The sequence below is a fragment of the Mycobacterium sp. JS623 genome (assembly GCF_000328565.1).
Lineage (GTDB): Bacteria > Actinomycetota > Actinomycetes > Mycobacteriales > Mycobacteriaceae > Mycobacterium.
The window spans coordinates 4276762-4289443 of record NC_019966.1 but is presented as its reverse complement, the minus strand read 5'-3'; the positions used below and the strand labels follow the sequence as shown (position 1 = coordinate 4289443).

Annotated in this window: 7 protein-coding genes and 1 pseudogene; 1 reads left to right on the top strand and 7 read right to left on the bottom strand. The window is 65.2% G+C overall.

The features are described from left to right. Window positions 1-95: 95 nt before the first annotated feature. The 6 genes from MYCSM_RS20985 to MYCSM_RS20960 form a co-directional block, all read right to left on the bottom strand. On the bottom strand, window positions 96-2906 hold the full coding sequence (locus tag MYCSM_RS20985; RefSeq protein ID WP_015308176.1) for a helix-turn-helix transcriptional regulator: 2811 nt from the start codon (window positions 2904-2906) through the stop codon (window positions 96-98). Window positions 2907-3165: 259 nt separating this feature from the next. Further along, complete coding sequence (locus MYCSM_RS20980) at window positions 3166-4446, bottom strand: GAF domain-containing sensor histidine kinase (RefSeq protein ID WP_015308175.1); 1281 nt, start codon at window positions 4444-4446, stop codon at window positions 3166-3168. A 137-nt stretch (window positions 4447-4583) separates the two neighbouring features. Beyond that, a complete protein-coding gene (locus MYCSM_RS20975) occupies window positions 4584-7340 on the bottom strand; it encodes a helix-turn-helix transcriptional regulator (RefSeq protein WP_015308174.1) in 2757 nt (918 codons plus the stop codon). A gap of 169 nt (window positions 7341-7509) precedes the next feature. Further along, a complete protein-coding gene (locus tag MYCSM_RS20970) occupies window positions 7510-8247 on the bottom strand; it encodes a hypothetical protein (RefSeq protein WP_015308173.1) in 738 nt (245 codons plus the stop codon). Further along, complete coding sequence (locus MYCSM_RS20965; RefSeq protein WP_041312499.1) at window positions 8244-8447, bottom strand: hypothetical protein; 204 nt, start codon at window positions 8445-8447, stop codon at window positions 8244-8246. The genes MYCSM_RS20970 and MYCSM_RS20965 overlap by 4 nt, the downstream gene beginning before the upstream one ends. 326 nt (window positions 8448-8773) lie before the next feature. Further along, window positions 8774-9985 (bottom strand): threonine/serine exporter family protein, encoded by a 1212-nt coding sequence (locus MYCSM_RS20960; protein ID WP_257720718.1) that lies wholly within the window; start codon window positions 9983-9985, stop codon window positions 8774-8776. A gap of 852 nt (window positions 9986-10837) precedes the next feature. On the opposite strand from MYCSM_RS20960, the pseudogene MYCSM_RS38345 reads away from it, so the two are divergent. Further along, window positions 10838-11452, top strand: a pseudogene (locus MYCSM_RS38345) (Crp/Fnr family transcriptional regulator); the annotation flags it as partial. 360 nt (window positions 11453-11812) lie between these two features. On the opposite strand, the gene MYCSM_RS20950 reads toward MYCSM_RS38345, so the two are convergent. Continuing rightward, window positions 11813-12271 (bottom strand): nuclear transport factor 2 family protein, encoded by a 459-nt coding sequence (locus MYCSM_RS20950; RefSeq protein ID WP_015308169.1) that lies wholly within the window; start codon window positions 12269-12271, stop codon window positions 11813-11815. Between the last annotated feature and the right edge of the window lie 411 nt (window positions 12272-12682).

Here is a 12682-nt window from a genome sequence, read left to right as displayed (position 1 = left end):
AGCGAGGGATCGCCGTGTGTGGAGATCGTGTGTGGAGATTATGAACTTCACCCCGACCAAGCAACGCTAAGCGGATCCTGTGTGTGATGGGCTGGTCAATCTGGCGCGGGCATGAGCTGCGGCAATTGGGCGCGGGAGTTGATGCCCAGCTTGGCGAACGCATTGTGGACGTGGTTTTTCACCGTATGCAGGGAAAGGTGCAGCTGCGCGGCGACGTCGCGGTTGGTGACGCCCTGGGCGATCAGGTTGAGAACTGTGAGCTCGGAGTCGGTGAGACTGTCCCAGCCCGTTTTGGCTCGCGGGTGGCTGACGATGCGCCGTTGCACACCGAGCCGGCGCAACTGGCGGCCCACCCGGCGCGCATCGGTGAGCGCTTGGTGGTGCAGGTAGGTGTCGAATGCGGCATTGAGCTGGTCCAGCGCCTCGTCACGACGACCGGTGTGTGCGAGTTCAGCGCCGGCGTCCTCGGCAGCCGCGGCGTACAGAAGCGGCCGCGACGCCGCCCGAAGCAGGTCCGCGGCAGCCACCAATGTTGCGGCGTCATGTTCGAGTATCCCGCGGGCATATCCGGCCACCCCGGCGAACAACGGGATCGCCGGGTCCTCTCGCTCGAGCAGGTCCGTGGCGTGTAGGACACGCGCGCGCAAGCCGGCATCACCGGCCGCCGACGCCACCCGCGCACCCAAGATCACCTGATCTAGGACCTGGGGCCAGAGTGGTGAGTCGAACAGCGTGATGTCGCCGAGCCAGCGCATCGCGTCATGGACGTCGTCGCGCATCCATGCCGCCAGCGCCAGCACATGCGCCGCTCCCCGACCTACGAAAGACGTGCCGCTGGAGTAGGCGTCGCGCGCGTCATTGACCTTCTGCTGCAACAAGTTTCGGTCATCGGTGCGCACCGCCACCTCGGCGAGAATGGCCATCCGCAGCAGGTATAGTTGGGTCGCGGCTGTCCGTTCTGGGCGCGACGGGGATTCGGCCGCGGCGCGCGCGGCAGACAACCGGCCAGCAGCGAGGTGGACAAACCCGTCAATCAAGGTCCACATATCAAGGACCATCGCGTTGCCTGCCCGGCGGGCTTGCTCCATTCCGTCGGCGACTTGGGCCGCAGCATCGTCCAACCGGCCGACCACCACCAGCAGGATCGCGAAGTTGATTGCGGCCAAGTCATGAGCGGCGGTCGCATCACTCGTGCGGGCGAGCGCGCAAAGCTCCTCGAGGCGGCGTAGCGAGCGGCCCACGTACCCGTCGCCACCGTCGACCAAAGCGAAGGTGAGGTCGGCCACGATTTTCGATTCGAGATCACCGGTCGATGCCGCGGCCGCGGCGGCCTCCTTGGCCGCCTCGCGCCGTTCCCCACCTCGGTCGTTCACCATCAGGTTGTAGGCCAGCCACGCCAGATGCCGCGCCCGGGTCACCTCGCTGATCTCGCCCAACTGCAACGCTCGACGATTCTCCTCGACGCGCCGCTGTGCACTGTGCACTGTGAACGTGGCCAGGCGCAGGCGAATCTCGGCCTCCTCCTGTTGGGGCGACGCCGCCGAGAGCGCCGCAACGGCCAACTCCTCGGCCTCCTCATAGCGGCTGGCCTGGTTGAGCAACCCCACCGTTTCGGCGACCAGCGACCCATGCTCAGGGTCTTCGGCAGGCAACAGCTCCAACGCGCGCTTGCTCAAGTCCGCGGCCGCGCTCGCATCAGTGTGGCCAACTGATTGCGCGGCCTGCCGCAGGGCGCCGATCGCCTCCACGTCTCCGGGCTCGGCGCTGCGCGCCAGCTGGGTGGCCACCTCGGCCGGTGCCGCGCCCATACTGAGCATGATCGACGCCGCTTGGCGCTCCATGGCGCGCCGCAGCGACTGCGGCAACGACTGCCGGGCGGACTCACGCAGCAAGTCGTGCCGAAACCTCAGCCGCTCACCGTCTTCGACGAGCAGATCCGCGCGCACCGCTTCCCCGACCGCGGAGAGCAACGACGTAGGCTGACGGTCCAGCATCTTGGCCAGCAGGCCAGCCGAGAACCGGTCCGGCAACACTGAAGCCACCTGCACTACCTCGCCAGCATCGCTGGAGAGCCGGTCAAGTCGCTGCTGCATACTGGCGCCCAGCCGCCGCGGCAGCTCGTCTCCGGTGACCACCGCACGGCCACCGCTGATATTGAGCCGGCCCTCCTCGCCCAGACCCCCGACGAGCTCCATAAGCAGGAATGGGTTTCCGTGCGCCTTGGCGGCCAGATTCAGCAGCGACCAATCCGCCCTCGCCCGCACCGCGTCCTCCACCATGTCGGCGACCCCTTCCTGCTTCATGGCCGCCAGTCGCACGAATGTCGCGTTTGCGCGGTCGAGCACCGACAGGGTTTCCTGCACCGCCGGCCCGCCGGCCCCGGTGCGGGCGGTCAGAACCCACAGCACCGGCGCGTCCGGGCGCGTAGTGGCCAGCGATCGCAGCGCCAACAGCGTGGAGTTATCGGCCCAGTGGATGTCCTCGAGCACAATCGCCAGCGGAGTTTGCGCCGCCGCCGCATGAATCGCGTCGGCCAAATCGTGCACCACCCAATAGCGCAGATCGGACGACCCGCCCAGCCGCCGCAGCGCGTCGGCATCTCCGACCGGGGGATCGGCGCGCAGCGTCGCCATAAACAGCGAGAAAAACGGCACCGTCTGCTGATATTCGAATGCCTCACCCAACAAAGTGCGCACCCCGGACTGGTCGGCCAGCGCCATCACCTCGGTCAGCAACCGGCTCTTCCCGATGCCCGGTGGCCCCTCGATGACCAGAATGCCCCCATGGCCCTGGACCAGCCTTGCCAGCAGCGCATTGATCACCTTCAACTCGCGCGCCCGGCCCCGAATCGGCGGAGTTGCGAGCCGGTGGCCGCCGAGATCAAAGACGCCGGTTGAAGGCCCCACGGGGTGTCCCGCCTACCGTTGCTGGACTGCGGCTGCAGTGCCGTAATTGTACGCATCCGCCAATCTATGCGGAATACATGTCGATGGTGCCCAGCGTGCACGCGATCCGGGGCAGCGCCTCGGCCGCCGACAGCCGAACCTCGGCGACGACGACCACGAACGCCGGTTGATCGCGCGGGCAACAGAATTGTGAATCATGCGCTCCGCCAACGTGGTTGGCGGGGTTCTGGTGGGCCGGTGTTTGGGGTGCGGCGGGTGATTAGCCGAACCGGCCTGGGGGTGCGGAGGGTTGGGTGAGTGGGAGTTCGGCGCGGATGGTGGTGCCGGCTTCGGGGGGGCTGTGTAGCCAGAGTCGTCCGCCTAGGGCGTGTATCCGGTCGTTGAGCCCGTCCAGCCCGGAGCCGCCGTGGGGGTTCGCGCCGCCGCGGCCGTCGTCGGTCACCCAGACCCGCAGCACCGGATCACCGGATTGCCCGGTGCCGGTGTCGGTGTGGTCGGTGTGGAGGTGGACCTCGATGGTGTGGGCGTGGGCGTGTTTGGCGGTGTTGGTCAGCGCCTCGGCCACCAAATAGTAGGCCGCGATCTGCAGGGGTTGGGGCAGCGTGGCGGTCAGGTTGACGTCAAGCTGGACGGGCACCGGTGAGCGGCGCGCCAACTGCGCCAGCGCGGCGCCCAGTCCGCCCTTGGTCAGAATCGCCGGCGGGATGCCGCGCGAGATTTCCTGCAGCTCCAGCGACACCTCGGCCAATCCCGACACGAGGCGCGACAATTGGTTCTTGAGCTCGCCCAGTTCGGCCGGTGCGCAGGCTTCGGCTTCCAGCGCGTGCAGCGCCAGGGTGACCAGGTGCTGCTGGGCGCCGTCGTGCAGATCGCGTTCGATGCGTCGGCGCTCACCATCGGCGGCCCGATGCAACCGTTGAGAGGCCTCGGCGAGCAGCTGTTGTTTCTGCTCGTCGCGATACCCGGCCACCACCGCAGTGGCGGCCAGCTCAGCAAAACAGGTGATGCGCACCTCGGCGTCGGCGGGCATCGGGCCGGGTCGATGCGTCCCGACAGTGGCCAGTCCCCACACCCGGCCATCGACGATGACCGGCACCCCGACGGCCGCGCGCACCCCGATCGCACGGACCTGCGCCGCCAGCGCCCCGGCGACATTTTCATAGCTGTCCATCCGCGCCGGGCGACCGGTGGCCAGCACCGTCGAGGCCAGGGTGTTGCCCGCGATCGGTGTCCGCGTGCCCACCGGCCACTGCACCGGGCTGGCAGCGGCATGGTAAGCACCGGCCATCAACGTAATCTCCCCGCTGCTCTCATAGCGGTACAGTCCCGCGCACTCCCCGCCGGCATATCGACACATCTCATCAGCCACCGCGCCAAACACCTCACACGGCCCCACCCCGCCAGCCACCAACCCCGCCAACCGCCGCAACGCCGCCCGCTGGGCAATCAGCCGACGACACTCGGCGCGCAAGTGTCCACCATCGAGAGACCCGCCAAATTGGCTGGCAGGACGGGTCTTGAGGTTTAGAAGTTCACTCATGGCTTCCTCCAAAACCGATGCTGGCGTAATAGCACGTCGGTGTTGTTGGTCATCGTGAGCCAAGTGGGGATGCATTCGCACCGGCCAGCGGCCAGTGAGATTGGACAATCGCGTTCTGGTCGGAGCCGTTTGGCCGCTCAGCTCGGTGATACACGGTCGAGCTGGCTGCGCGAGCTGATGCCGAGCTTGGTATATATGTTCGTCAGGTGATATTTGACGGTGCGCGCGCTGATGAACAGCCGGACGCCTATCTCTGGATTCGAAAGCCCCTCGCGGGCCAGCCGCGCGATCTGGGCCTCCTGGGCCGTGAGCTGCTGATGGCCGCTGGCGATCGTGCGTTTGCGGGCCGTTTCACCGGTGGCCTGTAGCTCACGCCTGGCCCGCTGCGCGAAAGCTTCCATTCCAATTAACTCGAACATGTCGTGGGCGATGCGAAGCTGTGCCCGCGCATCAATACGGCGGCGCTCCCTGCGCAGCCATTCGCCATAGAGCAGGTGAGCCCGGGCGAGATCCACCCGCATGCGAGTGCAGCCCAGACGCTCGATCGACTCGAGATAGAGGCTTTCCGCGGCGTCACCCTCCCTCAACAGCGCGCGCGAACGGGCCTCGACGCCGCGCGCCCAATCAGTGCCGCTGGGTGTGGTCCTCTCGGCCAGCAGGCGCAGTGCGTCGTCGGCGACTGGACGGTGTCCGCTGCGCACTGCCGCCTCGACGAGCTCGACCGCCGCCCAGCCCCGCACCACCAGTTCGACCGACTGGGCGGCGGCGCGCTGCGCGGCCTGCATCGCGCGCTCGTAGCTACCGAGGCCATTGTTCAGCACGGCGTTCGCCCACTCGGCCAGGACGATCCCGATGCCTTCACCTCGAAGGCTCGCCTCCCTGATGGCTGCGTCGATCAGCCCGGCCGCCTCGACTTGTCGGCCCCGCAAAGCCGCCAAAACTACTTCAGCGGGGTTGGAGACGTAGTTGTTGGTTGCATCGATCGCGACCTGATGCTCCCCGATGAGTAAGGCTGCCCCGGTCATATTCCCCGTGAACACCATCATGACCGCGCGCAGACTGAGGGCCAGAGGCAGTTCGCTCAGCGCACCGACGCCGCGCGCGAGTTGGATGTGCCGCTCAGAAAGCACTTCCCAGCGATCGTCATCCCAAAGGTGCGGCGCCACGACGCCGGCTATCCAATGGCAGCGCAGCTGCTCGTCGACCGACATGCGAATACCGAAGGCGTCCAGTGCCTTCCGCAGTATCGGCAGGCCCGCCTCATATCCTCGGTCGAAGTGCACTGTGAGACCTTCCAGGAGAAGGTCGGGCGCACGTGCTGCGCGGCGCGGCGGCGGTGCGGCCCCAGCGGCGCGCGCCACCTCGTGCACACCACCGCCGAGCGCCAGATGACCGGCCAAGATCGCAGCCGTAAACGCCTGAAGGTAAGTCGCGCGTGAAAGGTCTACGTCGATTGGTTCGAGTCGGCCCGCGGCCTTCAGCAGAAGTGACGGCGCGTCGCTGCCCCGGTTGGTGACGAATGCGAGGTCGGCTCCAATCAGGTCGATACGAGCCTGCTCCATGTCAGTGGTCGCTCCGGCCTCCGCGATGGACAGCAATTGGCGCACCGTGTCGAAAGCGCCAGCCCGCAGATTCGCACCCGCGGCACCCAGCGCTCGCTCCGTGCGACGCGCGGGGTCCAAAGTCAGCATCGTGGCGCGCTCGAGGAACGCCGCCGCGGCAGCCACGCCGCCGCGCGCTTGCGCCCGTCCCGCCGACCGTTGCAGTTCCGCCGCCACGGCCTCGTCCGGTCCGGGCGCGGCATGGGCCCGGTGCCAGGCCCGCCGATCGGGATCTCGCTGCGGATCGGTGACCGCGGCAAGAGCCGCATGTGCCTCTTGCCGCTCCCGCGGGGACGCAAAACCGTATACCGCCGAGCGCGCGAGGGGATGCCGAAACTGAACACGCGTCCCGAAGTCGATCAGGCCCGCCGCGACCGCCGGCGTGGTCGCCTCTGCGTCGATTCCCAGACGCGCCGCGGCCCCCCACATCCGTGCGAGGTCGCCGACCGGTTCGGCCGCCGCGATCACCAGCAGGCGCCGGGTGTTCTCCGGTAGAGCCTCGACCCGCCGGTGGAAGTTCTCCTCGATGGCGCCCGCCAACCGCACCGCGCTGGGAACCCCGAATCCGCCGGCCAGCTGCTGGGGAGTCAAACCCCGAGGCAGTTCCAGCAATGCCAGCGGGTTGCCTTGGGTCTCAGCCAGGATCTGATCGCGTACCCGCGAATCGAGCGGCCCAGTCAGCACAGAGTCCAGGAGCGCTCGCGCGTCCGCCTCCCGCAGCCCCTCGATCCTCAGCTCCGCCAACCCCTGCAGGTCGCTGCTCACCGTCCGGACCGCGAAGACCATGCCAACCGATTCCGCCATCAAACGGCGGGCAACGAAGCCAAGGACTTGCGCAGAGGCGCGGTCGAGCCACTGCTCGTCATCGACCAAACAGATAAGCGGCCGCTCCTCGGCGATCGCAGAAAGCAGGCTCAACACCCCCAGCCCGACCAAAAACCGGTCGGGTACCGGCCCGGAACTCATACCGAGGGCGGTGCTCACGGCATCACGCTGCGGCGGCGGCAAAAGCTGCAGGGAATCCAGCATCGGCGCACACAGCTGGTGCAATGCGGAGAATGCCAATTCCATTTCGGACTGCACACCCGCGGCGCGCGCTAGCCGGCATCCCGGCGCATTCGCAGCCAGATAGTCAAGCAACGCGGTCTTGCCCACCCCCGCTTCGCCAGACACCACCAAGGCCTGACTCTGACCCGCGCGAATTGCCGCCATGAGCCGGTCGAGCGTGTCGCGCTCGGCGTGACGGTCAATCAGCTCCATCGTGCCGCCCCGCACCGTGAAGTCCGTCGCCATCTACGCCGGAACTGGCAACAACCTTAGCGTCGTAATCGCATCACTTCGGCGAGATCGCGGCATTATGTCCGTGGCTGCGCAACGTCAAGATCCAGTGGCGCTGAACCATTTCGCAGACGAGGCTTGCCGATCGCGGTTCCGATCTTGCCCCGCGACATGGCGATCACCGCTAGCGCCTTATGCCCGAAAGGGAGTTCGTTTCATGGCACATCTGCAGCCGAACGGCTCGCCGGTCGCTAGTGAAGCACGTATCGGTCAAGAATGTGATCGGCGTTGTCCGCAGACCGGTATCGGCGGGGACACCCTCGATATCGTCGGCCCCCTCGGCATTGGGCCCGTAGATGGTCACCCATCCGAGAACGTTTGTCGTATCGACATGAACAACCAGCACGGTATCTGCGCCCCGCATCTGGTCCAGCACAGTCCCGACGGCGTCGTAGGGTTCGAGGATGACGACGACGGGCGCGGATCCTTGATCCGTTGCCGCACGCTGTAGGTCCGCCCGTATCGCGTCCTGAGACGGGCCCGTCGACAGCAGCGTTTGCAGCAACATCCGATCGTTGAGTGGGTCGCGGTGCACCGCACCCATCTCCGTGCGCACCCACATATCAGCGACAGCTGCCTCCAAGTGCTCCACCACTGGCGGCAGTTCGTGCCGCGTCACGCCCAACAAGCCAGACATCATCGAGCGATACATCTTGCGCGCACCGTCGAGAGTCTGCGCGCCGCCGGCACACGGGTGCGGCAACGAATAAAAAGTGATAGAGGGAACGTTTCGGGGGTCGTAGCGGAACAACACGTGCTCGGTCGAGCCTTGCACACCGAGCCCAGCCGAGCGGGAATGCCTAAGGGGTTCAAGGGGTTCGACGCCACGACTGCTAGGGGACGCCGCCGTTACTTCAGTCATTGAAAGTGCTCCTCGTTGAGAATCGCGTCGGCTCCCACGCCCTGCCAAAATGTGCCGACGGGCGGTTGGTCTCCCGCAGCGGGCGGATTGCCGCGCTCACCGGTCAACGCCACAACGTGCCTCCGCGATAGGAGCACGAGTTCCCATGCGTCGCGGTCGTCGCGCTCCACCGTCAACGCGCCCGGGTGAACCGCTGTCACCCGCCCACAGAACCCGCGCGGGCTGGCGTCCGAAACATGAACGCGCGAGCCCTTAACCAGAGGGCTGTGCGAAACATCCGGCTCGACTGCTGGCAGCGGTGGAATATCCATAAGAAGCAAAGCATGTCGCTCGCGCCAGTCGCCGTCGTCAACGCTGGCGCCCATAAGTGCGCAGACCAAGGGCAGTAGATATACGTGCCAGCTGCAACAACGACGTCCGTCCGATTCTGACGACATTTGCTGTCGAACAATGGATTCTCAAAACAATAGAGACGTTGAGCGCCACGGAAATTTGGTGCACGAACGGAGTCCGCCCGCTCGCGAGGTTACGAGCGATGCGCACCCACGGCCAACACGGTGTCGCGGAGATACATCGGTAGCGTCAGCCCGACCGCCATGCCGACAACCACCAGCATTGCGACCGCTCCGTTTGACGCCGTCGCAGCCAACAAGTTGGGCGAAGCGTTGCCGGGCAGCTGAATGAGGCCGCTGAGCATGCGGAATAGGTAAGAGCCCGGCATGAATGAAACCACCGAGGCGAAGCCTATGGCTACAGCGAGCGTCATCCGCAACCAGTGAGCGACGGCGACCAGCAGCGTGCCGACCAGAAGACACGCCGCAAATGCAGCCGCCGCCAGATTCATTCCCCACGAAGTCATCAGCCACCAATGTGCCGCGTGCGCAAGCATTCCAGCGGCGACTGGCCAGCCGATCAGGCGGTAGGGCATGGAAAAGTAGACGGCGAAGCACGCAGACGCGACACCGGCGGCCAACACATCGACGGATAGCGGAACGTACGCGACCGCGGCAGACACCGACAATGTCTGCCTTGCCGCGTGCAACCCTAGAATCAGCCCGGCAGCAATTGCAGCAAGCACGAGACTGGCGTAGCCCAGGCGGGCGATACCCAGTGTGATCCTCAGCGACAGCAGATCCAGCGCGCCGTTGAGGATGTGCGGCCCCGGCACCAGGACCATCCCCGCGCATACAGCAATCAATTCCGTTGTACCGCCCAGGTGCAGATGCACGGAGAGTGCACCGATGAGCCCGGCCAGCGTCGCGGCCGCGAACGCCTGCGGAAGCAAACCGAATCCGAAGTGACCTAGCCCGCGACGTATCAACCCGCCGGCCGCGGCGCTCACCACGGCCAGGGACACCACCCACGGGTTGGTGGCGCCAAAGGCCACGGCCAGCGCTCCGGCACCGAGTGCACATGCAAGCGTGAACACCCATGTGTTCGAGAACTTCTCGCTCGCTGCCGCGTTCAGCTCGTGGTCAACCGCATCGAGGCCGACCAGCCCGTTCTTTGCACGATCGATGGTCCGCATAGCGGAGGAGATTCGGCGCATATTGACCGCGACTGGAGCGGCTGCCGCCACCCGCATCGATGCCGGCGTGTCGTCGCCGATCAACAGCAGTGAAGCCGACGACGGGATGAGCATGCTGCGGATGCCGAGGCCCTGGTTCAGCCGGTCAACCGCGATCAGCGTCATAATCGTCGACTGTCCGTTTTCGTACAGCAACACAGCGGCTTTCATCACTATGGTGAGTGGGTCGGCGGTGCCGTGACGTCCGGTTTCCGAGCTGAGTGCGGCTCCCACATCAACTCCGGGCGGCGTTAGTGCCTTGTTGAACGTGCAGAGGTCTTGGCCACAGTGCTCCATCAAGAGATGCCTCCGGGCATGAAATGCGCTGTTTCGTCACTGACTCCAAGCATTGCGGGCCAGAAACGTGATGTCTGCCCTGCTGACGCCATCACCGACTACGCGCGCGAGCAGCCAGCTGTGCCTGCTGGCCCGCATGGAAGAGATTGTTGGACAACCGATGTCCCTGGTCGGCGTTGTCGGACCCGGTTCCCCTTTGGTGCGCAGTGGCGTCGCGGCGTGTAACGGGACTTCTGATGTGCAGCCAACGCTGGCGGCCAGCAGGGATGGGACTCGGTCAGCACGGACTACTGCTAGCTGCACAGAAGCACGCAGAAGCAACGTTGTTGCCAGAACCACTCTGCCCTGCTCAGCATGAATAGTCAGGACATTACGCGCTAGCCCGTAACACCGATTAACGCTGGCACTCAGCGCTGTGGGGGGTTAGCCGGGGCGACAATGGCTGGCCGAAACGCCATCGTGTCTAGTGCACAGTCGTATGCAAGGGATTGGTGCAAAACGATGTGACCCGCGTGATCGGAGATTCGAATGACCGTTAGTCCGGAGGCGACCGACTTCAGTGGGATGCTGCCAGGTGGGTCCTGTGCCATCTGTCCTCGACCGCAGCTACGCCCAACCATCCGCGAGTACCGCGACGGTGACATCGTCGGCTGGGGCGCGCGAAGCGAAGCCGACGATAAGATCCTGGCCCGGGCACCCATCTTTCGGGGAGTTGAACCCGACGCAATGGCTGCGTTCCGAAAGCAACTGCGGCCCATACATTTCCCCCGTGCTGAGGTCATCTTCGCTGAGGGCGAGCCAGCCCGCTGCCTGTATATCATCCTCTCGGGGAAGGTCAAGATAGGGCGCTACTCGCCAGATGGTCGGGAGAACTTGCTGAGCGTCTTGGGCCCGGCGGAAATGCTCGGTGAGTTGTCGATCTTTGACCCAGCCGCGTATGACGTCAACGCTACCGCCGTTACCGAAGTGCGAGCGGTGTCGATGGATCGCGATACGTTGCATGCCTGGATCGAGAAACGCCCCGACATCGCCGGGCAGCTGCTGGCGGAAATGGCTGCGCGACTGCGGCATACAAGCAACGACTTCACCGACTACATGTTCACCGACGTGCCGGGACGGGTCGCCAAGCAGTTGCTGCGGCTGGGGCGGCAGTTCGGCGTGCGGGAACGCGGCAGGCTCCGGGTCGTCCACGACCTGACGCAGGACGAGATCGCCGGACTGACCGGGTCGTCTCGCGAAACGGTCAACAAGGTGCTGGCCGTTTTCGCCCGCCGCCGCTTGATCCGCGTGGAGGGCAAAAGCGTGGTAATCATCGACGCCGACCAACTCGCGCGCCGCGCCAACGAACTACCGCCGAACGTTGGGCAAGCTGGGGGACTGGCCAATCGCGTCCCGACCGACCGGACTGTCCATTTGCGGTCACACCACCCACAGAGCGCCGTGGCGCTGCTTCGTATGCTGGGCATCCATGATGTTCCCGTCGGGCAACAAAAGCCAGTGCTGAGCAAATGGCTCACCGCTAATCCGCCGAGTATGGAGTTGCGAATTAGCCTGCGAAGCAATGGCTATGGCTCATTGCTCGAGCACATAGGCGTCCTACCGTAGCCTCGTTCGCCGCTTGTGCCGGGATCCCGCCACATCGACCGATACTCAGTGCCACTTCGCGACGGCGGGATTTCCCGCCGTCGGCCTGAGTGGCGTTCAGGCCGCGTTGATTTGGCGCGTTTTTAGCTCGGGATCGCCGACTTGAGCCGCCGCGATGGTGGGATTTAGGCACAGCCGGATGTAGGAGATCCGATCGACCGCGACTTCGTACACGGCCATGTATTCGACATCGACGGAACCGCCGACGCGGGTCCAACCAAAGGTCGAAAACTCGCTCACGAGCGTTCCGGTCATCCGGCCGTGCACAGCGCATCGCGGCGCGCCGTCGGCCAGAAATGGATCATGCATCTCCGTGAATCTCAGATCGGGCACTGCTTTCCAAAGGTCTTCGAACGCCGCCCTGAATTCACCTGAGCCACGGATGATGTGGTCGACGAAGAGGTCGTCGTGAACGATCACATCATCAGTGACAACGTCTGCGATCCCGCCGATGTCGTGGCGATTCATAACGGCGTAATATTCGTCAAGCACGACGAGTACCACTTGGGAGACCATGCTTTCCACGCTAATGGTGCGGCGTGGCGACGCATACCGGGCTAGCCGGGCTCACTGGTACAAGCCAGCGGTGTGTCCGATCCAGGACGGAATCCTTCTGAAATGTTCTCGAGCACGACAGATTCCGGCTGGCAGGCAGAAGTTGGTCCGCCCAGATGCAGCGGTGTTGGTTGCCAGCACCAACGACAATCAGTCGTTTGGCCGCGAAGGTGGAAGCGACCGAGCAATTCAGCACAACGCGGAGAAACTCAGCGATGGCGATGCTCGGCGTAAATGTCCGCATCACACGGTCTCACTAAGAAGGATTGCCGATAGTCGACGATCGCCCGACCCAACTGGAAGACAACCGCCGGCGCCATCTCGATGGACAGCTGTGCGAGTACCGGCAGGTCGGCGACACCCAACGCATAA